The sequence below is a fragment of the Gordonia heveisoli genome, assembly GCF_030315745.1.
In the GTDB taxonomy this organism is placed as follows: Bacteria; Actinomycetota; Actinomycetes; order Mycobacteriales; family Mycobacteriaceae; genus Gordonia.
In genome coordinates this window covers 37,739-57,321 of the sequence record NZ_JASXSH010000012.1, presented here as the reverse complement: position 1 = coordinate 57,321, position 19,583 = coordinate 37,739, and the positions used below count along the sequence as shown (strand labels likewise).

The 19,583-nt window shown below is 67.5% G+C and carries 20 protein-coding genes and 1 tRNA gene; 10 read left to right on the top strand and 11 right to left on the bottom strand.

Going from position 1 to position 19,583, the window contains the following annotated elements:
• The first annotated feature begins 59 nt into the window (after positions 1-59).
• The gene (locus QSJ18_RS12210; protein ID WP_286326746.1) at positions 60-227 is read left to right on the top strand and encodes a hypothetical protein; all 168 of its coding nucleotides are present in this window, start codon (positions 60-62) and stop codon (positions 225-227) included.
• A gap of 281 nt (positions 228-508) precedes the next feature.
• Here the strand turns inward: QSJ18_RS12210 and QSJ18_RS12205 are convergent, their stop codons facing one another.
• From QSJ18_RS12205 to QSJ18_RS12190, 4 genes are all read right to left on the bottom strand, one after another.
• A complete protein-coding gene (locus tag QSJ18_RS12205) occupies positions 509-1,147 on the bottom strand; it encodes a PAS domain-containing protein (RefSeq protein ID WP_286326744.1) in 639 nt (212 codons plus the stop codon).
• Positions 1,105-1,575, bottom strand: coding sequence for a GAF domain-containing protein (locus QSJ18_RS12200; RefSeq protein WP_286326743.1), 471 nt, complete (start codon positions 1,573-1,575; stop codon positions 1,105-1,107). Before QSJ18_RS12200 ends, QSJ18_RS12205 begins: the two co-directional genes overlap by 43 nt.
• A 27-nt stretch (positions 1,576-1,602) precedes the next feature.
• On the bottom strand, positions 1,603-2,994 hold the full coding sequence (locus tag QSJ18_RS12195) for a cytochrome P450 (RefSeq protein ID WP_286326742.1): 1,392 nt from the start codon (positions 2,992-2,994) through the stop codon (positions 1,603-1,605).
• Positions 2,995-3,113: 119 nt separating this feature from the next.
• Positions 3,114-3,189 (bottom strand) — tRNA-Thr (locus QSJ18_RS12190).
• An 82-nt stretch (positions 3,190-3,271) separates the two neighbouring features.
• Here QSJ18_RS12190 and QSJ18_RS12185 point away from each other — a divergent pair.
• Positions 3,272-3,952 (top strand): VOC family protein, encoded by a 681-nt coding sequence (locus tag QSJ18_RS12185; RefSeq protein WP_286326741.1) that lies wholly within the window; start codon positions 3,272-3,274, stop codon positions 3,950-3,952.
• Between the two features lie 37 nt (positions 3,953-3,989).
• On the opposite strand, the gene QSJ18_RS12180 is transcribed toward QSJ18_RS12185, so the two are convergent.
• A complete protein-coding gene (locus tag QSJ18_RS12180; protein WP_286326740.1) occupies positions 3,990-5,207 on the bottom strand; it encodes an NAD(P)-dependent malic enzyme in 1,218 nt (405 codons plus the stop codon).
• Between the two features lie 276 nt (positions 5,208-5,483).
• Here QSJ18_RS12180 and QSJ18_RS12175 point away from each other — a divergent pair, with 276 nt between their 5' ends.
• From QSJ18_RS12175 to QSJ18_RS12165, 3 genes are read left to right on the top strand one after another with little or no spacing between them, the layout of a single operon-like run.
• Positions 5,484-6,128, top strand: coding sequence for a GntR family transcriptional regulator (locus QSJ18_RS12175; protein ID WP_286326739.1), 645 nt, complete (start codon positions 5,484-5,486; stop codon positions 6,126-6,128).
• Positions 6,125-7,393, top strand: coding sequence for an MFS transporter (locus QSJ18_RS12170; RefSeq protein WP_286326738.1), 1,269 nt, complete (start codon positions 6,125-6,127; stop codon positions 7,391-7,393). The genes QSJ18_RS12175 and QSJ18_RS12170 overlap by 4 nt, the downstream gene beginning before the upstream one ends.
• Positions 7,394-7,442: 49 nt before the next feature.
• Positions 7,443-9,485: a DUF6541 family protein gene (locus QSJ18_RS12165; protein WP_286326737.1), complete on the top strand. Its 2,043-nt coding sequence runs from the start codon at positions 7,443-7,445 to the stop codon at positions 9,483-9,485.
• A gap of 24 nt (positions 9,486-9,509) precedes the next feature.
• Here QSJ18_RS12165 and galE read toward each other — a convergent pair whose 3' ends face one another.
• Positions 9,510-10,532, bottom strand: coding sequence for a UDP-glucose 4-epimerase GalE (galE, locus tag QSJ18_RS12160; protein ID WP_286326736.1), 1,023 nt, complete (start codon positions 10,530-10,532; stop codon positions 9,510-9,512).
• A 159-nt stretch (positions 10,533-10,691) separates the two neighbouring features.
• Between galE and QSJ18_RS12155 the strand changes: the two genes are divergently transcribed.
• Positions 10,692-11,591, top strand: a complete 900-nt coding sequence (locus tag QSJ18_RS12155; RefSeq protein WP_286326735.1) for an alpha/beta hydrolase — start codon at positions 10,692-10,694, stop codon at positions 11,589-11,591.
• Here QSJ18_RS12155 and rfbB read toward each other — a convergent pair.
• On the bottom strand, positions 11,581-12,591 hold the full coding sequence (gene rfbB / locus QSJ18_RS12150) for a dTDP-glucose 4,6-dehydratase (RefSeq protein ID WP_286326734.1): 1,011 nt from the start codon (positions 12,589-12,591) through the stop codon (positions 11,581-11,583). The two genes, QSJ18_RS12155 and rfbB, sit on opposite strands and share 11 nt — an antisense overlap.
• Positions 12,592-12,745: 154 nt before the next feature.
• Between rfbB and rfbA the strand changes: the two genes are divergently transcribed.
• Both rfbA and QSJ18_RS12140 read left to right on the top strand, forming a co-directional pair.
• The gene (gene rfbA, locus QSJ18_RS12145) at positions 12,746-13,621 is read left to right on the top strand and encodes a glucose-1-phosphate thymidylyltransferase RfbA (protein WP_286326733.1); all 876 of its coding nucleotides are present in this window, start codon (positions 12,746-12,748) and stop codon (positions 13,619-13,621) included.
• Entirely contained in the window at positions 13,621-14,238 is a 618-nt protein-coding gene (locus QSJ18_RS12140) for a dTDP-4-dehydrorhamnose 3,5-epimerase family protein (RefSeq protein ID WP_286326731.1), read from the top strand. The genes rfbA and QSJ18_RS12140 overlap by 1 nt, the downstream gene beginning before the upstream one ends.
• 137 nt (positions 14,239-14,375) lie before the next feature.
• Here QSJ18_RS12140 and QSJ18_RS12135 read toward each other — a convergent pair whose 3' ends face one another.
• On the bottom strand, positions 14,376-14,723 hold the full coding sequence (locus tag QSJ18_RS12135; protein WP_286326730.1) for a DUF2304 domain-containing protein: 348 nt from the start codon (positions 14,721-14,723) through the stop codon (positions 14,376-14,378).
• Positions 14,724-14,739: 16 nt separating this feature from the next.
• Positions 14,740-15,441 (bottom strand): glycosyltransferase family 2 protein, encoded by a 702-nt coding sequence (locus tag QSJ18_RS12130; protein ID WP_286326729.1) that lies wholly within the window; start codon positions 15,439-15,441, stop codon positions 14,740-14,742.
• Positions 15,442-15,502: 61 nt separating this feature from the next.
• Here QSJ18_RS12130 and QSJ18_RS12125 point away from each other — a divergent pair, with 61 nt between their 5' ends.
• The gene (locus tag QSJ18_RS12125) at positions 15,503-16,342 is read left to right on the top strand and encodes a glycosyltransferase family 2 protein (protein WP_286326728.1); all 840 of its coding nucleotides are present in this window, start codon (positions 15,503-15,505) and stop codon (positions 16,340-16,342) included.
• Positions 16,343-16,346: 4 nt separating this feature from the next.
• On the opposite strand, the gene QSJ18_RS12120 is transcribed toward QSJ18_RS12125, so the two are convergent.
• Together QSJ18_RS12120 and QSJ18_RS12115 are read right to left on the bottom strand one after the other, a co-directional pair.
• The gene (locus QSJ18_RS12120; RefSeq protein ID WP_286326727.1) at positions 16,347-17,621 is read right to left on the bottom strand and encodes a lipopolysaccharide biosynthesis protein; all 1,275 of its coding nucleotides are present in this window, start codon (positions 17,619-17,621) and stop codon (positions 16,347-16,349) included.
• An 11-nt stretch (positions 17,622-17,632) separates the two neighbouring features.
• The gene (locus tag QSJ18_RS12115; RefSeq protein ID WP_286326726.1) at positions 17,633-19,003 is read right to left on the bottom strand and encodes a M1 family metallopeptidase; all 1,371 of its coding nucleotides are present in this window, start codon (positions 19,001-19,003) and stop codon (positions 17,633-17,635) included.
• A 145-nt stretch (positions 19,004-19,148) separates the two neighbouring features.
• Here QSJ18_RS12115 and QSJ18_RS12110 point away from each other — a divergent pair, with 145 nt between their 5' ends.
• A complete protein-coding gene (locus tag QSJ18_RS12110; protein ID WP_286326725.1) occupies positions 19,149-19,580 on the top strand; it encodes a DoxX family protein in 432 nt (143 codons plus the stop codon).
• Positions 19,581-19,583 lie beyond the last annotated feature (3 nt).

Genomic DNA, 19,583 nt, shown 5'->3' with positions numbered 1-19,583 from the left:
TAGTTGAGGTCAATCCGGGCGTGCAGTGGTGGCCGGTAACGCAGTGAGGGAGCGTAGCGATGTCGGACTTCGTCAAGAAGATCAAGGAAGACGTGAAGGCCGTCTCCGCGGCGATCGACCAGGAGCTGACCGTGCTCGAAGGTGTCGACGGCTTCGACGCGCTGGCGCCCGACCGTGGCGCCGAGGACTTCAACGGTGCGCCGCAGGAGGCCACCGCGGAAGAGTAGGCGCCGGACGCCTGGTCCGGCACCTTCCCCTCGTGAAGGTGCCGGACCGCGTCCTACTCGCGCCAGATGCGGCAGCGCGAGGATGGATGACGACGGGTCGGCATGAATGCACAACTCCTTCGCCAGGTCTGGGGTCAGCGGGATGACCGACCGTCCTCGGGCGACGACGGTCGTATCGCGACCGTCCTCGGAAATCCGGAGAAACGGGAACATCCACCTGGCGAGGTGCGCGTGAAGCAGGAGTCTAGCATCGGGTCCGCCGAGCGTCCGGCGGTGCGTCCTCAGTCGTCGTCGGCCGTGAAACGATCGGACGGCGCCGCGTCGTCGAGTCGACTGAAGCGACCGATGTGCAGGACCTCGCCGACACCGCCGGGATAACGCCGCAGGCTGAAACGAACCTGGACCCACTGTCCGTCAGCGCCGAGAAGTCGTGCCGGGAACGGGATTTCGAGGTCGTCGGCGCCGTCGGCGAGTTGCCGGGCGGCGTCGGTGAAACGGGGCCAGTCGTCGGGGTGGATGAGATTGCCCGCGACCGGGATCGAATCGGCGTGGTCGACAGCGGACTCCGCGATGTACCCGGGCCGGGCCGACACCCAGTACATGATCGCGGGTGTGCTCGGTGACGTCGCGGTCGCCGGCCGGTACGCGACGAGGACGGCAGGCGCCGCGTTGTCCTGCGATTCGACGTCGCTGAGGCGGAGCGCGGTGAGCAGTCCGATCTGTGGAGGTTCGGTGTCGGTGACGTCGTGGAACATGCCGCGGACCTCGGTGCCATTCGGGCCTGCGGCTCCACGTGCGAGGGCTCGCCACGCCATCAGGTGACTGTCGTCGTGCAGTACCGTCAGCGATCCCTGGAACTCGGTCCGCCGACCGTTGTTCAGGCAGAGGTCGGCGAGTTCGTCGAGTGCGTCGAACTGCACCACCTTGCGCAGGAACTGGCCGGGGTCGCGGGTGTGCCGAATCCCTCGGCGTCGACCGAACTCATCAGATACGACTCGACGGTGTGGCGGGCCGTGAAGGTCTCGATGTCCCAGTTCACCGAGGCGATCGCCCGCGGCGGTGTGGGCGGTTCGTCGACCTGCCCGACCCATGTCTTGATGCCATAGACGTCCCCCTCGAACCCAAGGACCGGAATCATGATGACCCGGCGCGGTCCCATACGGCCGTCGACGATGCGGTCGAGCCCGGTACGCCCGTCCCGTACCTGATGGCACAGGTCTTCGACAGTGTCGATGCCGTCGGATCGGGTGATGGCCCGGACCGAGGTCCAGTCACGCGGTCGACCGTCGGTGAAGACCACCGAGAGCGTCGGTGGCCGCAGGCATTCGATGAGATACCAGGTCGCCATGGTGACCTCACTTCACGTTGTCGGTACTCAAGATCGGGGGCGGACGGACAGGGTGAACGGTTCCGGACGTAGCGTCGCACGTTCGATCATCGCGGGTTCGGTGCGGTCGTCGGTCGGTTCCCAGCGGAATCGTGAGGCCGCGGCGCCGACCAGGAGCGCCGCCTCGTGGAGGGCGAACTGCCTGCCGATGCAGGACCGGGGACCGGTCCCCCACGGCGAGAAGAAATGGCCGGAGTTCGCGGTCACCCGGGTGTTGAGGAAACGGTTCGGGTCGAACTCGTCGGCGTTCGCGCCCCACACCGCCGGGTCGCGTTGCGCGGCCAAGGCGAGTACGAAGACGCCACGACCAGCCGGGATGTGATAGCCGTCGAGGTCTTGGTCGGTGCGCGCGATCCGGAAGAAGCCGGGTGCCGGTGGCCACAGTCGCAGGCATTCGTTGAGGAAGGCGCGGGTGGCGCGGGCCTTGGCGACTGCCTCGAAGGTGATGTCGCCGGTCGCGGGGAGTTCGGCAGCGATGGCGTCGGCTGCCTCGGGATGCCGCGCCAGATAGAACAGGGCCACCGACATCAGCGCGGCCGTGGTCTCGTGGCCCGCCGCGAGGAAGGTGATCACCTGGTCGCGGACATTGTCGTGGGGCAGGGCGTCGCCGGTGTCGGGGTCGACGGTGTTGAGCATCAGGCCAAGCAGGTCGTCGGTGTGGGTGGCGGTGGTGTCGTCGGCGAGGCGGTCGGTGATGATGTCGTCGATGAAGGAGCGGGCGAGCTGGACGTCGGCGCGACGCTGAGACGTGGACATGAGTTCGCGGATCGGGCCGATCACCGGAAGGTCGTTGGCGGACTCGCTGGCCCACCGCAGCGTGCGGTCGAGCGCGGCGAGGAAGTCGCCGGTCGCGGACTCCTGGTCCGGCTCGTCGGCGGGGCCGAGTAGGCCCATCCGGCGGGAGAATCCGGCCCGTCCGATGACTTCCAGCGTGGCTGCGGTCATGTCCGAATCGACTGCGACTTCGTTTGTCGCCGACCACTTTTCGGCGAGGTCATCGACTACGGTTCGCATCGCCTCGTGGTAGGTGCGCATGGCGTCCGCGCCGAATCCGGGGTTGAGGATGCGCCGCGCCTGACCCCACAGTGGGTCGGAGCTGCGTGCGGTGAACAGTCCCGAACCGGCGACCGCTCGCAGCTTCGCCAGCGGCCCGACGAGCACACGGCCCCAGTTCTTCTCGTTCAGCGTCTGACCGGCCGGACCCGCTCCGCCGACCACGATCAGCACGTCGCCGAGGAGTTTGCGCTGATAGATCGGGCCGAGTTCACGCGCCAGTGCGGCCTCATGCTGGGTCGGCCGGCGACGGTCGGCCGAGGTGATGTCACCGAGAACCGGGACGCGTCCCCTCGGGTGCGGCAACTGGGCGATGGTGCGGGTCACGGCGACCAGTGTGGCATGTCCGAAAGCGCCACTTCGATCAGGAAGCGCCAGTTCTAGAATGCGCTTTCTGGTTCGAAGTGGCGCTTTTGCGAGGGGTCCGACGAAGAAGTCGCTGGTGATGGAGCCGCCCAGGGGAATCGAACCCCTGACCTATTCATTACGAGTGAATTGCTCTACCGACTGAGCTAGGGCGGCGTGCTGCGTAAGCAGCGCTCACGAGTGTAGCGAGTGTGTTCGGCGGCGCAAAACCGGCCCTGACTCGGCGTAGGGTGCGGTTATGGCCGGATCAACCAGAACTCCGATGTCCGCGGCCGCAGCCACCGAGACGGTCGGCGACCCGTGGCGGGTGCTGTCCAACAAACTCGTGGCCGGCTTCCGCACCGGGTCGATGGTGAAGGGGCGGGACTTCATCTCCCGGATCATCGATGCCGCCGAAGCGGCCAATCATCACCCCGACATCGATTTACGTTATGGCACAGTTCATCTCGTGCTGACTACGCACAGCGAACATGGGCTTACCGAAGCTGATGTCGCACTGGCGAACACCATTGTCGGGATCGCGGCGGACCTGGGGATCGAGGCCGACGGGAAACCCGTGGCGCAACTCGACATCGCCATCGACGCCCTCGACATCGACGCGATCCGGCCGTTCTGGCGGGCGGTCCTCGGCTACGGCGACGCCGACGCGAAGGAACTCATCGACCTCACCGACCCGGCCGGCCGGCTACCGGGTGTGTGGTTCCAGCAGATGGGGGAACCACGTCCGCAGCGCAGTCGTACCCACCTCGACCTGTGGGTGCCGCACGACGTCGTCCACGAGCGTCTGCAAGCGGCGCTCATGGCCGGGGGACAGTTGCTCACCGATCGGCACGCGCCGTCGTTCTGGGTGCTGGCCGACCCGGAGGGCAACGAGGTGTGTCTGTGCACCTGGCAGGAACGCACAAACCCCCACGAGTGAAACGCAGACTCGCGGGGGGTTCGGGCGGAACGACAGGTCAGACGAGACCTTCGGCGTGTGCGGCCGCGGCGACAGCAGCGGCGACCGCCGGTGCGACGCGCTCGTCGAGGGGACTCGGCACGATCTTGTCGGTGCTGAGTTCGTCGGCGACGACCGAGAAGATGGCCTCGGCGGCGGCCAGCTTCATCCGCTCGGTGATCCGGCGGGCACCGGCGTCGAGCGCGCCCTTGAACACGCCGGGGAAGGCCAGCACGTTGTTGATCTGATTCGGGAAATCGCTGCGCCCGGTGGCCACGATGGCCGCGTACTTGGCCGCGACCTCCGGGTGGATCTCCGGATCGGGGTTCGACAGTGCGAAGACGATCGAGTCGGGAGCCATCGTGGCGATGTACTCCTCGGGGATCTTGCCTGCCGACACGCCCAGGAAGACGTCGGCGTCCTTGAGTGCCTCGGCCGGTCCGCCGCTGACCGCGCGCGGGTTGGTGCGTTCGGCCAGTTCCTGCTTGAACTCGTTGAGGTCCTCGCGGTGGAAGCTGACGATGCCCTTCGAGTCGAGCATCACGATGTCCTTGATGCCCGCGGCGATCAGGATGTTCGCGCAGGCCACGCCGGCGGCGCCGGCGCCGGAGACGACGACACGCAGCGAGGTGATGTCGCGCTGGAGTGCGGCGACCGCACCCTTGAGGGCGGCGAGCACCACGATGGCGGTGCCGTGCTGGTCGTCGTGCATGACGGGGCAGTCCAGGGCCTCGATGACGCGCTGCTCGATCTCGAAGCACCGCGGCGCGGAAATGTCTTCGAGGTTGACCGCACCAAAACTCGGGCGCAGCCGGATCAGCGTTTCGACGATCTCGTCGGGATCGGTTGTGTCGAGCACGATCGGGATCGAATTCAGGCCGGCGAAGCTGCGGAACAGGGCCGACTTGCCCTCCATGACGGGCAGTGAGGCGCGCGGGCCGATGTCGCCGAGTCCGAGCACGGCGGTACCGTCGCTGACCACCGCGACCAGCCGATCGGTCCAGGTGTACTTGTTCACCAGGTCGACGTCGGCGTCGATGGCGCGCGAGACCTGGGCGACGCCGGGCGTGTAGGCGATCGACAGGTCACGCTGGGTATTGATCGGTGAGCTCAACTCCACCGACAGCTTGCCGCCCACATGTGCGAGGAAGATCTCCTCGTCGGTGATGGGCAGATCAGCGGTCGTCGGTTCGTCGATCGACTCGCCCGTGCGGGCGTTGTCCTCCGTGCTCGTCAACGTGGGTCCTCCTGGCTTCCGCGCCGTCCTGGCGCGGGATGCGTCGTGCGAGGCTGCGCTGCCTCGATTGGTGCGCGCGGCGGATACCGCGCGGCCGTGTGGCGGTTCGGTGCGAGCCTCGTTGCTCGTCATGCGTCGAACGCGCCGCCGTGTCGGGCAGGGGTGTCGCCCCGGCACGGAACCTGTCCAGTCTTTCACCGAACCGAGCGCTCGGACAAGGTGGGTGTCCCACTGGGATTGGCACTTCCGGGCATCGGTGGAGTACAACTTGTATCTATGTTGCATGGCAGTACGGAATCCGCTGCTGAGCGGGTATATGCCGAGGTCAAAGAACTGATTCTCACAAACGGCATCGCCGGCGGTGAGCTGATCAGTGAGGGTGAGATCGCCCAGCGGTGCTCGGTAAGCCGAACCCCGGTGCGCGAGGCGTTCCTCCGTTTGGAGGCCCAGGGCTGGATGCGGCTCTACCCCAAGCGGGGTGCGCTGGTGGTGCCCATCGGGGACCGCGAGGCGCGTGACGTGGTCGACGCACGATGCCTTCTGGAGGGGCATGCGGTGCGGTCCGTCGTCGACCGTTCCGGGGCGCTCGCCGATCTCGCGCAACGGCTGCGCGCCAACCTCGACAGCCATCGGGCCGCCGAAGCCACCGACGTCGCCGAGTTCTCCCGGATCGACGCGCAGTTCCATCAGCTGATCGCCGCGGCCGGTGACAACCAGCTGCTGGAGGGGTTCTTCGTCAGCCTCGGTGAGCGTCACCGTCGGATGACCACGGCCAGCGTGCATCGCGACAGTGCGATCGCCGCGCGGATCCTCGATGACCACGACGAGCTGGTGCGGGCGATCGAGGCCGCCGACGCCGATCTGTTCGACGACGCGCTGGCCCGGCATCTGGTCGCCGTCCACGATCTGGAGGGGAAATGAGCACCACGCGCATCCGCCGGGATCTCGGCTGGTCCGCGGTCTCGCTCGCCGTCTTCGCCGCGGCGTGGGGCGGAAACGAGTTCACGCCGCTCCTGGTGATGTACAAGCAGGATTCGGCGATGTCCACGGTGACCGTCGACGCCCTGCTGTTCGCCTATGTCTTCGGCATCGTGCCCGCGCTCCTCATCGGCGGCCCGCTGTCGGACCGCTACGGCCGACGTCCGCTGATGCTGCCCGCGCCGGTCCTGGCGGCGATCGGTTCGCTGCTGCTGGCCACCGGCGCCGACTCGGTCGTCCAGCTCGGCGTCGGGCGGGTGTTCAGCGGTGTCGCCCTGGGATTGTCGATGGCGGTCGGCGGCAGCTGGATCAAGGAACTCAGCGATCGGGACGGCGCCCGGACCGGCGTCGCCGCCAAACGGGCCGCGATGAGTCTGACCGCGGGATTCGGGATCGGCGCCGGTGTCGCCGGTGCGCTCGCCCAGTGGGCGCCGTGGCCGCACGTACTGACGTATGTCATCAACATCGCGCTGTCGTTGCTGGCCGCACTGGCGCTCCTCGGCGCGCCGGAGACCCGGCAGCGTCGGCAGACATCCCGTCCGTTGCGGGCGGATCTCCGGATCCCGTCGGCCTCCCATCGTCGCTTCCTGCTGGTGGTGCTACCGGTCGCACCCTGGGTGTTCGGTGCCTGTGCGTCGGCCTACGCGATCATCCCCGCGCTGATGTCGGCGCGGACGGCGGGCGCCCCGATCGCCTTCGCCGCGCTGTGTTGCGTGCTCGGACTGACCGCCGGGTTCGGTATCCAATCGCTGGCCCGCCGCATCGACGACCCGCACGGCAACCGCGGCGTCGTCACCGCGCTGATCTTCCTCGCCGTCGGCATGGTGTTGGCCGCGATCGCCGCGCACGCCCTCACCATCTGGCTGTCGCTGGTGGCCGCGGCGGTGCTGGGCTGCGGCTACGGTATGGCACTGATCGCGGGTCTGCTGGAGGTGCAGCGCATCGCCGGGCCCGACGACCTGGCCGGGCTCACCGCGGTCTTCTACGGCCTGACCTACCTCGGGTTCGCCGTTCCGGCGGTGCTCGCCTGGATCTCGCAGACCTGGTCATCGATCGGCTATCCGGCGATGTTCGGCTTCGGTGCGGTCGCGGCGGTGGTGTGCCTGGCGGTCACCATCGCCGGGCATCACCTGGTGCGACGCGAGATCGTCGAAGAGAGGCTGGGTCCCGCCACTGCCGACCGCCGGGAACTGTCGGGCACACGGTGACGGGTAACCTTCTGGTGTTTGATCGCTGGGCGGCAGGAAGGCGCGGGTGATGATGCTGGGGGCGTGGGTCGTCGTGGTGACCGCGCTGGTCCTGATCGTGCCGGGAGCACTGGTCGGGCGCCGGATGTCGTTGCCGTGGCCGGTCGCATTGGCGGCCGGTCCGCCGATCACCTTCGGGCTGGTCAGCATCGCGACGGTCCTCTACTCCGCGGTCGGTTTCGAATGGAATCCGGTCAGCGCCCTGGTCGCGCTGGTCATCGCTTTGGCGGTCGCCTGGGGATACTCGGCGCTGCTGGCCACGCGCCTCGGCCGACGGCTGGCTCCGGTGCCCGGCTCGACCGCAGGCTCCGACGATCGTCCGGCCGGCCACACCGCGATGCTGCGCGCGGGGGCAGGCGTGTTCGTCGGCGGTGCGATCATCGCGCTCACGTGTATCCGGCCGCTGGTCAACACTGGGTTCGCCGGGCTGAACACACCCTCGCAGGTGTGGGATTCGCTGTGGCACGCCAGTTCGCTGCGCTGGATCCACGAGACCGGAATCGGCTCGGGTCTGCGGATGGGTGAGCTGATGAACTACGACACCCACGGGTTCAACTACTACCCGAATGCGTGGCATGCGCTGGGCGCGTTGCTCTTCCCGATCACCGGTGCCAACCCCGTTGAGCTGTACAACACCTATTCGCCTGCCGTACTCGCGATCACCGTGCCCCTCGGTGTGGCCTCGTTGTCGTATTGGTTCGCCCGTCATCGTTTCGACGTCGACGCCTCGGCGCTGATCGCCGGTATCGGCGCCGCGATCAGTGCGCTGTTCCCGTCGCTGCCCTACGTCGAGATCGCCCTCACCTCGGTGCCCAACGCGGTCGGCGTGAGCCTCGCGCCGGTCGCGGCGGTCCTGACGATCGGTGTGGTCGCTGATAGACGACGGATCGGTCCGGCTGCGCTCGCCGTCGCCGGGGTCACCGCCACCCATCCGTCGGGGCTGATCCTGATCGGCGTCATCGTCGGGCTGTGGTGGCTGTGCGAAGGATTGTGGCGGCCCGCCGCCGGACGACTGCGCGACTTCGCCGCCCTGGCCGCCGCGGGTGCGGTGACGCTGGTGCTCATCGTGCCGGTCGTCTGGGGCACGATCAGCGTTGCCGACACCAACGAGCTGCCCTTCTTCGACTTCCGTGTGGAGACGGTCGGCGTCGCGAAGGGTCTCGCGCAGGCGGCCTTCAACGGCACGATCCCGCTCGGCCCGTTCTTCCCGGTGTGGCCGCTGATCATCGTCACCGTCGCGGGCCTGGGTGTGCTGGTGTGGCTGCGATGCTGGGCGGGGCTGGCCGCCTGGATCGTCTTCGTCCTGGTCACCGCGAACTCGGTGGTCGAACTCGGCCCGCTGTCGTATCCGCTCGGTGCCATCGGCGGCTACTTCTACAATTCACCGCACCGGCTGACCTTCGTCGTCGCGCTGCTGTCGGCGGCCGCGGCGGGGGTTGCGGTCGGTGCGGCGACGCTGTGGCTGGCCACGACGGTGCGCGAACGCTGGGCACCGGGACGCGCCGCCGCGGTCGTCGCCTCGGCGGCGCTGGCGGTGATGCTGGTGATCGTCGCCGGGGCCGGTGTCTACCGCTATCCGCCGAACGCCCAGATCGCCACCAAGGAGCGCGGCGAGAAACTCGTCGGTGCCGACGATCTCGCCGCCTACGACTGGCTCGCACAACAGCCGGGGGCGCGCGATTCACTGATCCTCAACAACCTCGACCAGGGCACCGGCTGGATCTACCCGGTCACCGGCCTGCACCCGATGTTCCCGTTCTATCGGGCCAACGAGTTCTCGCAACGCCAGCGGGACCTGTTCTGGGGTGTCACCAAGATCGGCGCCGATCCGGCGATCGACAAGATTGTGCGAGATATGAACGTGCACTTCGTGATCGACTCACCCCCGAGCTACTGGGCCTTCCAGCGCGGCGTCCCCGACCCGGAGCACGGGGTCCAGGGCGACCCGTTCCTCGCGTTGCGTGAGCACGGGGCGCCGGGGCTGACCGTCGTCTACACCCGCGGGAACGTCACCGTTTATCGGGTCGACGAGGAGGTCTTGGCCGGACGCTGAGTCCGCCGACGGGGGAGGCGAGCCTCACGACGGGTCCGGATACCCCTGCGGATTGTTCGACTGCCAGCGCCAGGTGTCGGCGCACATGTCGTCGATCGTCTTGTGCGCGAACCACTTCAGTTCGGTGTTGGCACGGGTGGGATCCGCATAGGATGCGGCGATGTCGCCCGGGCGACGCGGTGCGATGTCGTAGGGGATGGGCTGTCCGCTCGCCCGTTCGAAGGCCTTGACCACCTCCAGCACCGAAACTCCTTGTCCGGTACCGAGATTCCAGGTCGACATACCCGGTTCGCCGACGCTGATCCGGTCCAGGGCGGCGACGTGGCCGGCAGCGAGATCGTCGACGTGGATGTAGTCGCGGACACCGGTGCCGTCGGGGGTGTCGTAGTCATCGCCGAAGATGGACAGCCGTTCGCGCCGGCCAACCGCGACCTGCGCGACGAAGGGCATCAGGTTGTTCGGGATGCCGCTGGGGTCCTCCCCGATCTGGCCGCTGGGGTGCGCGCCCACCGGATTGAAGTAGCGCAGCGCGGCGATCCGCAGCCTCGGGTCGGCGGCGGCGACGTCGGTCAGGATCTGCTCGATCATCACCTTGGTCCAGCCGTAGGGGTTGGTCGCCGAGGTGGGTAGGTCCTCGGTCATCGGCAGTTGCGGCTCGGCGCCGTAGACGGTGGCCGACGACGAGAACACCAGGGTGTGGACGTCGTGGCGGGTCATCGCGCGCAGCAGGGCGAAGGTCGAGTCGAGGTTGTTCTGGTAATAGTCGAGCGGTTTGGCCACCGACTCACCGACCGCCTTGTATCCGGCGAAGTGGATCACCGCGTCGACCTGCTCGGTGGCGAAGAAGTGTTCGGTCTTGTCGACATCGGTCAGGTCGAAGGCGTGCACCGGGATCGACGTCCCGGCCAGCCCCTCCAGCCTGCCCACGACCGTCGGTTTGGCGTTGGAGAAGTCGTCGACGATGACCACCTGGTGGCCGGCGTCGATCAGGCGGATCACGGTATGCGAGCCGATGTAACCGGCGCCGCCGCTGACGAGTACGCGCATGCAGACCACCGTATGCGGCGAACCTGTGCGACGACCATGTGTACCGCTATGGCGCCGGACACGCTGAGGTCCTTGTCGGCGTCGAGTGCGAAGGCTAGGGTGCGAGGAACTGTGTCATTGATCGATGACATGGTCGGGGATCGACGATAGGGGACTCAGGTGTCGCGCACCGATGTGGAATTCGACTCCGGCGACGCGAGTTGTTCGGCCTGGCTGTACCTGCCCGACACCCCGACCGCCGATGCTGCGCCACCGCCGATCCTGGTAATGGCGCACGGCTTGGGCGCGGTGCGCGAGATGCGGCTCGACGCCTTCGCCGAGCGGTTCGTCGCCGCCGGATACGCCTGCCTGGTCTTCGACTACCGCGGCTTCGGTACCAGTGAGGGGACGCCGCGCCAGCTGCTGTCGGTGAAGCGGCAGCTCGCCGACTGGTCGGCCGCGATCGACTACGCGCGGTCGCGCCCGGAGGTCGACCGCAATCGGGTGATCCTGTGGGGGACGTCGTTCTCGGGCGGACATGTGCTGGTGGCGGGCGCGCGTGACGGAAGGGTGGCGGCGGTGATCGCGCAGTGCCCGTTCACCGACGGCCTCGCCTCCCTGCGAGCCATGGAGCCGAAGGTGGCCGCCAAGGTGACGGTGCGAGCGATCGCGGACCTGGCGTCGGTGGCGGCCCGTCGTGCGCCGGTGACGGTGGCGCTGGCCGGCGAACCCGGTTCCACCGCACTGATGACCGCGCCCGACGTGGTGCCCGGTTATCTGCCGCTGGTACCCGACGGGGTGCCGTTCGTGAACGCGGTCCCGGCCCGGGTGGGTCTGGCGATCCCGACCCGATTCCCCGGCCGATCGGTGCGCAACCTCGACTGTCCGACGCTGATCTGTGCGTGCGACCAGGATTCGGTGGCTCCGGTCGGTCCGACGGTGAAATACGCGGCCACGAATCCGAAGGTTCGTCTACTCCGCTACGACGAAGGGCATTTCGACATCTATGTCGGCGACGCGTTCGAGAAGGTCGTCGCCGACCAGCTCGCCTTCCTCGGTGAGGCCGTCCCTATCCGGTGATCTGTTGGGTGGCGGCGTAACCGGCTTCCACCGCTGCTTTGCCGGGCTGCCACCAGTCGGTGTGGCCGCGATACCAGTCGATGGTCGCCGACAATCCGGCACGGAAGTCGAGATAGTTTGGCCGCCAGCCTAATTCATCCCGAAGTCGGGTGGAGTCGATGGCGTAGCGGCGGTCGTGGCCGGGTCGGTCGGTGACGAAGTCGAAGGCGTCGGCGGGCCGGCCCAGCAGTTCGAGGATGGTCTCGACGACGGTCCGGTTGTCGACCTCGCCGTCGGCGCCGATCAGGTAGGTCTCACCGATGGTGCCGTGGTCGATGATAGTCCACACGGCGTCGTTGTGGTCGTCGACGTGGATCCAGTCGCGGACGTTGCGGCCGTCGCCGTAGAGCTTGGGGCGGATCCCGGAGAGCACGTTGGTGATCTGCCGCGGAATGAACTTCTCGATGTGCTGGTACGGCCCGTAGTTGTTGGAGCAGTTCGAGATGGTCGCCGCGATGTCGAAGGATCGTACCCACGCCCGCACCAGCAGGTCGCTGCCCGCCTTCGTCGACGAGTAGGGGCTCGACGGGTTGTACGGGGTCTGCTCGGTGAAGCGGGCCGGATCGTCGAGTTCGAGGTCGCCGTAGACCTCGTCGGTGCTGATGTGGTGGAACCGCACCCGATGGCGGCGGACCGCTTCCAGCAGCGTGTACGTGCCGACCAGGTTGGTCTGGACGAAGGCCGACGGATCGGCCAGGGAGTTGTCGTTGTGCGACTCGGCCGCGAAATGCACCACCAGGTCGGTGTCGGCGACCAGCCGGTCGACCAGCTCGGCGTCGGCGATGTCGCCCTGCACGAGTTCGACGCGGTCGGCGACCGCGCTCAGCGTTTCCGGATTCGCCGCGTAGGTCAGTTTGTCGAGCACCCGAAGTTGCACATCGGGGCGGGTGACCAAGGTGCGCAGGACGAAGTTGGCGCCGATGAACCCGGCCCCGCCGGTCACGAGTACTCGTGTCGTCATCTCTGCTCCCGTCGTCGGGATGCGCATCGCCGGGTCGACCTGTCCGCAGCACTCCCGTCCGGGCGCATCGTCTCGGCTCACGATGGTACAGACGGCGGGGTTGCAGGCGGTGGGCCGACACCTGTCGGTGCCAGGTCCGCCTAAGCTGTTCGGCATGCGCGGAATCATCTTGGCCGGGGGGACCGGAACGCGGCTGCACCCGATCACGCAGGGCGTCAGCAAGCAGCTGGTGCCGGTGTACGACAAGCCGATGATCTACTACCCGCTGTCCACGCTGATGCTGGCCGGGATCTCCGACATCCTGATCATCACCACCCCGCACGACCGGGCGGCCTTCGGGGGGCTCCTCGGTGACGGTTCGCAGTTCGGTATCAGTCTGTCGTATGTGACCCAGCCGTCCCCGGACGGGCTGGCACAGGCGTTCATCCTCGGGGAACACCACATCGGCGACGACTCGGTGGCGCTGGTGCTGGGCGACAACATCTTCTACGGGCCGGGTCTGGGCACCCAGCTGCAGGGTTTCGAGAACGTCGACGGTGGTGCGATCTTCGCCTACTGGGTGGCCAATCCGAGCGCCTACGGCGTGGTCGACTTCGACGAGAACGGCATCGCCCGGTCGCTGGAGGAGAAGCCGGCCACCCCGCGCTCGAATTTCGCGGTGCCCGGCCTGTACTTCTACGACAACGACGTCGTCGAGATCGCCAAAGGTCTGTCCCCAAGTCCGCGTGGCGAATACGAGATCACCGACATCAACGCGCACTATCTGGAGCGGGGCAAGTTGTCGGTGACCGTGCTGCCGCGCGGTACCGCGTGGCTCGACACCGGCACCTTCGACTCGCTGCTCGACGCCGGGAATTTCGTGCGCACGGTGGAGCAGCGGCAGGGCCTCAAGATCGCGGTGCCCGAGGAGATCGCCTGGCGGCGTGGCTTCCTCGCCGACGACGACTTGCGTGCCCGCGCGGAAGGACTGCGCAAGTCCGGCTACGGCGACTACCTGCTGGAACTGCTCGAACGTGGAAAGGGTTTCTGATGCGGGTGCGGCCGTTGGCCATCGACGGGGCGTGGGAGCTGACGCCGGTCCAGCACGGTGATTCGCGGGGATTGTTCGCGGAGGCGTTCAAGGCCGATCTGCTGGCCGAGGTCATCGGGCACCGTTTCGACCTGGCCCAGGTCAACCTGTCGGTGTCGGCGGCAGGTGTGCTGCGCGGCATTCATTTCGCCGACGTCCCGCCTGGGCAGGCCAAGTATGTGACCTGTCCGTCTGGGGCGATCCTGGACGTGATCGTCGACATCCGGGTCGGGTCGCCCACCTTCGGGGCCTATGACACCGTGCTCCTCGACGACGTCGACCGTCGCGCGGTCTACCTCAGTGAGGGTCTCGGTCACGGATTCTGTTCCCTTGCCGACAATTCCACGGTCACCTACCTGTGCTCGACCGGCTACAACCCGGGCGCCGAACACGGCATCAACCCACTCGACGCCGACCTCGGTATCGCGTGGCCGACCACCGCGCGGGACGGCTCGCCGCTCGTCTACGAGCTGTCCGAGAAGGACACCGCCGCACCCGGATTGAGCGCCGCTCGGGACTCGGGACTGCTGCCCGAATATGCCGATGTGACGGCCTACCTGCGGTCGCTGGCGGACTGACCCCACCCGGCCCGCCCACCCGGCCGAAAATAGGGGACGAAGTTCCTCCCCCACTTTTTTGTTCTTCGCCCAGTTGCACCTCGGGGACGAACCCGAAAGTCGGGGAGGAACAGACTTCGGTCGGCGGCTGCCGTCGACTAACCGTCGCCGTTGTTCTCCTGGCGGGCGTTCTGCAGGGCGATGGCCCGGGCCAGCCGGGCGTAGCGCACCTCCAGGTCACGGAAGCGCAGATAGGTGGAGATGGTGGTGAACGCGAAGGCCAGGACCAGCAGGAACAGCACCAGGTCCAGGCCGCGTTCGATACCGAATTTCTTGGCCACCCAGGTGACGTCGTCCTGGCGGAGCATGGCGTAGGCGCCGAAGACCACGAATGCGACGAACAGCAGTTTGACGCCGGCCGAGGCCTTGGCGGTACCGCGGTTGACGAAGAAGAACCCCACCAATGCGACGATCCCGAGGATCGCCAGAATCTGGAACCAGATCATCGTCGCTTCTCCTCGCTCACTTGCGCATCCGGCTGTGGAACAGCCCGTCGGCGACGATGTTGACCCCGTTGATGAGTGACTGCCCCTTGGCCCGCGAGTACTCGGTGTAGAGGATCGTCACCGGTTGTTCGGCCACCCGCCACTGGTGGTGGTCGATGAGGGTGACGAACTCCGACGCGTGACTCATGCCTGCCATCAGTAGATCGAGCTGATCGGCGACCGTCTTGTTGAATGCCCGTAACCCGTTGTGCGCGTCCGACAATCCGAGGCGACGAGTCCGCGGGGACAGGAAGACGATGGTGCGCAACGCCATCCGGCGCAGCGGCGGCACCGAGGCGCTGCGGCCGTCGGCGAAGCGAGTGCCGACGATGATGTCGACCGGTTCGGTGCGCAGCCGGGCGATCATCGCCGAGACATCATCGACCTGATGCTGTCCGTCGGCATCGAAGGTCACGAAGTAGCGGGCGCCTGGCTGGGTACGCGCATATTCGACGCCGGTCTGGATCGCCGCACCCTGCCCGAGGTTCACCGGATGACGCACCAGGTGGGCGCCGGTCGCGCCGATCTCGGCTGCCGAATTGTCGGAGCTGCCGTCGTCGACGCAGACGATGTTGGGGAAGACCTGCCGGGCGTGGTCGATCACCTCGCGGATGACCTGCCCCTCGTTGTAGACGGGTACCACCAGCCACACGTCGTCATTGGTGGTGTCGCCGGTCATGGACGTAACCCTAACGCGTGCGGGGAGGCGGCCCCGGATCGGTGGTGACTAGGCTGATCGGGTGCCGATCGACGTGATGATGCCCTTCTATGGAGACGTCGGACAGTTCCAGCAGGCGGTGCTCAGTGTCCTCGACCAGTCCGAGCCGGATCTCCGTCTGACGGTCGTCGACGACTGCTATCCGGATTCGACGCCGCGCGAGTGGCTCGACGGCCTGGGCGATGCTCGGGTGCGATATCTGCGCAACCCGACGAATCTCGGGGTCAACGGCAATTTCCGGCGGTGTGTCGAGCTCGTCCAACACGACTGGTTCGTGGTGATGGGCTGCGACGATGTCATGCTGCCCGACTACCTGTGCACCGTGCGCAGCCTGGCGGAGATGCATCTCGACGCGTCGGTGATCGCACCCGGTGTCGAGGTCATCGACTCCGACGACCGGCCGGTGCGCCCCCTCGGCGACCGCATCAAGGCGATCCTCGCTCCGCCGCGCGCCACCGTCCTGCACGGCGAGAAGCTCGCGACCAGCCTCTACCACGGCAACTGGACCTACTTCCCGTCGCTGCTGTGGCGCACCGAGGCCGTGCGCGAGGTCGGTTTCCGTCCCGGCCTGGAGGTCGTGCTGGATCTGGCGCTGCTGGTCGACCTGGCGTCGGTCGGCGGCTCCCTGGTCTACGACCCCGAGATCGTCTTCCGCTACCGCCGCCACCGGGCGTCGGTGTCGTCGGTCCGGGCCGTCGACGGTCGGCGGTTCGACGAGGAGAACAGTTTCTTCGCCGAGGAAGCCCGGCGCTGCGCCGACCGCGGCTGGAACCATGCCGCCCGGGCCGCCCGATGGCATGCGACCTCCCGCCTGCATCAGTGGCAGGCCCGCGCCGGGTCGGTGGTCGCGCGGCGGGGATGAGCCGCTACGTGCGACGCATGAGCCCGGCCACATGGACGGCGATACCGGCCAGCGGCCCGATGACCAGTGCGGCGCACGAACGGGTGTCGACGTCGGCGGGGATGAGCAGGATCAGAGCCGAGGCGATGGTCGCCACCCACCAGCCGGTCGCGTACCAGCGGTGGGCGCCGGCGGCGACGGTCGCGGCACCGGTGACGGTCAGTAGGCCGAGGGTCGTCGCACCGAGCGTGAGCAAACCGACGACGGCGCCGTCGAGGTCGTAGTCGTCGCCGAAGATCGTCGTCAGCAGCCACGGACCGATCAGCCAGGCGGCCACCGACCCGAGCACGCCGATCGTCGCGACGACGGCCAGCGGGCCGCGCAGGGCGCGCCCGATGGCGTGGCGGCCATCGACGAACCGGGAGATCAGTACGCCCTGAAAGCTGTTCAGCGGCACCAGCAGTGGCGCCCTGGTCAAGGTGACCGCGAGGATCACCGCGCCGATGAGTCGGTCGTCGTCGGCGGCGTGGCCGAACGTCTCCGAGCCTGCGGTGACCTTGATGAGAACCGGGAAACCCATCACGAGAACCGCGCTGGCCAGAGCCGCGGCCATCGCGGTCAGTGTGTTGGTGGTCAGCCTGCGCGCGTTCGCGTCGCCGGGCAACCCGACGGCGGTGCGGGCCGCCGCCGATGTCAGGAGCAGCACACACCACGACGCCGACCCGGCAACGGTGATCACCAGGAAGGCGGTCAGGCCCCAGCCGAGGGCCGCGGACATGACCGCCCCCACCAGCCGGATGAGCGCGTCGACCGACAGGAGAACGGCGAAGGCCGACCAGCGCGATGCCCCCGACAATGCTCCGCACAGATGCGCGTACACCGCGAAACTCGCCACCCCGCCGGCCAGCAGCAGCACCGACAGCCAGCGCTGCTCGTCGAAGACCGACCCGCTCCACAGCGGTGCGGTGACCGCGACGAGCGCGGCCAGCACGAAGCCGATGGCCACATTGATCCGCACCGGGCGATCGGCCGGGGTGTCGATGCCCAGAGCGTCGCGCCGATGATCCTGGGCTGAACGGATCGCGCGGGTGGTCTCCTGCAACTGTCCGTTCTGGGCGCCGGTCACGATGCCGTAGGCGGCCCAGAACACCGCGAACACGCCATATCCCGACGCTCCGAGATGACGGGCGGCGATCAACAGCACCAGGTAGCCCGACGCGGCCGCGATGATGGTGGCGACGGTGACCCGACCGAGAGTGCCGGCGAGGGAATCTGAGTCGGTGTTGTCCGGTGCGGTCATGGCCGACAGGCTCAGGCGGGGCCGGGGTAGGGCGGTAGTGCGGGTGTGAACAGCCACGCATCCCACAGTTCACGCAGCGGCGTCGCGGAGTAGTTGGCGGCCAGTGCGATGAAGTCCTCGGTACTCACCGACCCGTAGCGGTATTTGTCCGTCCACCGCTGCAGCAGCGCGAAGAACTGTCCGTCGCCGATGGCCAGGCGCAGGGCGTGCAGGGTCATAGCCCCCCGCTTGTACACCCAGTCGTCGAACATCTTGCGCGGACCCGGGTCGGCCAGCGGCACCCGAACCGGGTTGGCGGCGAGTTTGGCGTAGTAATGCCGGGCCCACTCGTCGGCGCTGCGGCCGCCGGATCGCTGGCTCCACAGCCATTCCGCGTAGCAGGCGAAGCCCTCGTGCAGCCAGATGTCGCGCCACCGCGCGATCGTCACCGAGTTGCCGAACCACTGATGCGCCAGTTCGTGGGCGACGAGGCGTTCGGCGGTGCGGGTGCCGTCGCAGTGGTTGGCGCCGAAGGTGGAGAAGCTCTGCGCCTCGATCGGGATCTCCAGGTCGTCGTCGGTCACCACGACGGTGTACTGCGGGAACGGGTAGGGCCCGAACATCTCGACGAAGGCCTCGACCATCTCCAGCTGGCGACCGAAGTCGACGCCGAAGGTCGCCTGCAGCCGCGGCGGGATCACCGCCTGGACCGGAATCGGCTTGGTGGCCAACGTGATCTGCTTGTACTGGCCGACCTGGATCGACGCCAGGTAGCTCGGCATCGGCTCGACCTGCTGATAGACCCAGGTGGTCTGCGCCGCACGCACCCGCTTGGATTCCAGGACCCCGTTGGCCAGGGCGTAGTAGGGGCTGTCGGTGGTGATGGCGAATCGGTAGGTGGCCTTTGCGCACGGATGGTCGTCGCAGGGAAACCACGACGCCGCGCCGTTGGGCTGATTGGCGCACAGTGCGCCGTCGGTGAGTTCCTCCCAGCCGACCTCACCCCACGGGCCGTGGATGGGCCGTGGACTGCCGTGGTAGCGGATGAGGATGGTCATCGCCCCGCCCGGTGGGATCGGTGATTCCGGTGTCAGGGTCAGCTTGTTGCGGCGGTGGCTGTAGCGCGCGCGTTTGCCGTTGATCAGTACCCGGTCGACGGCGAGTGTCGCCGCCATGTCCAGGGTGAACTGTCTGAGTTCGGCAACCGAGGTCGCGGTCAGCGTCGCGCCGCCGGACAGTCGGTTACTGGCCACCTTGTACTCGAGTTCGAGGTCGTATCGGGATACTCGATAGCCCAGATTGCCGTTGTGCGGCAGATAGGGATCGAGGATGTCGGCCGGTGACCCGAGTACCGGCTGACCTGAGTTCGCGTTTCGTGAACCAGAGCCAGATTTTCCCGGCACGTACTCTCCTCAGCTGATCTCCGGCCCGACGCGTCCAGATATCGATCGCGCGTTCTCGCCACGGCGTGTGCCGCGGTCACGGACACTCACAGTACCTGCCGAACCCGGAACTCACCGGGTCCGACGCTCTCAGAAGGAGATGAGCATGGCCGGTTTCAATCATCTTGCGCAGTTCGTGGCCAGGGCGATCCTCGGAGTCATCTTCATCGCCCATGGATGGCAGAAACTTACCGACACCGGTGTGGACAACGTGGCCACCTGGTTCAAGTCCCTGGATATCCCGTTGCCGACGTTCTCGGCCTACCTGGCGACCTGGGCGGAACTGATCGGCGGCGTCTGTCTGATCATTGGGTTGCTGTTGCCGCTGGTGTCGCTGGTGCTCATCGTCGACATGATCGGCGCGATCTACTACGTGCACGGCGACCACGGATTCTGGGCCACCGATGGCGGCTACGAGTGGCCGTTGGCGTTGATCGCGGGCCTGCTGGCGGTGGGTTTCGTGCCGCACGGCATCAGTGCGGCGGACACCTACATCCTCAAGCGACGCAATCGCGATACCGCGGCACCGACCCCGTGATGT

Excerpts from the sequence above, each read along its gene's own strand:
- QSJ18_RS12135 (WP_286326730.1), bottom strand. The coding sequence starts at position 14,723 with ATGATCTGGTTCCAGATTCTGGCGATCCTCGGGATCGTCGCATTGGTG.
- QSJ18_RS12140 (WP_286326731.1), top strand. The coding sequence starts at position 13,621 with ATGCGGGTGCGGCCGTTGGCCATCGACGGGGCGTGGGAGCTGACGCCG.
- QSJ18_RS12170 (WP_286326738.1), top strand. The coding sequence starts at position 6,125 with ATGAGCACCACGCGCATCCGCCGGGATCTCGGCTGGTCCGCGGTCTCG.
- QSJ18_RS12185 (WP_286326741.1), top strand. The coding sequence starts at position 3,272 with ATGGCCGGATCAACCAGAACTCCGATGTCCGCGGCCGCAGCCACCGAG.
- QSJ18_RS12210 (WP_286326746.1), top strand. The coding sequence starts at position 60 with ATGTCGGACTTCGTCAAGAAGATCAAGGAAGACGTGAAGGCCGTCTCC.
- QSJ18_RS12130 (WP_286326729.1), bottom strand. The coding sequence starts at position 15,441 with ATGACCGGCGACACCACCAATGACGACGTGTGGCTGGTGGTACCCGTC.
- QSJ18_RS12175 (WP_286326739.1), top strand. The coding sequence starts at position 5,484 with ATGTTGCATGGCAGTACGGAATCCGCTGCTGAGCGGGTATATGCCGAG.
- QSJ18_RS12110 (WP_286326725.1), top strand. The coding sequence starts at position 19,149 with ATGGCCGGTTTCAATCATCTTGCGCAGTTCGTGGCCAGGGCGATCCTC.
- galE (WP_286326736.1), bottom strand. The coding sequence starts at position 10,532 with ATGCGCGTACTCGTCAGCGGCGGCGCCGGTTACATCGGCTCGCATACC.
- rfbA (WP_286326733.1), top strand. The coding sequence starts at position 12,746 with ATGCGCGGAATCATCTTGGCCGGGGGGACCGGAACGCGGCTGCACCCG.
- QSJ18_RS12120 (WP_286326727.1), bottom strand. The coding sequence starts at position 17,621 with ATGACCGCACCGGACAACACCGACTCAGATTCCCTCGCCGGCACTCTC.
- QSJ18_RS12200 (WP_286326743.1), bottom strand. The coding sequence starts at position 1,575 with ATGGCGACCTGGTATCTCATCGAATGCCTGCGGCCACCGACGCTCTCG.
- QSJ18_RS12165 (WP_286326737.1), top strand. The coding sequence starts at position 7,443 with ATGATGCTGGGGGCGTGGGTCGTCGTGGTGACCGCGCTGGTCCTGATC.
- rfbB (WP_286326734.1), bottom strand. The coding sequence starts at position 12,591 with ATGACGACACGAGTACTCGTGACCGGCGGGGCCGGGTTCATCGGCGCC.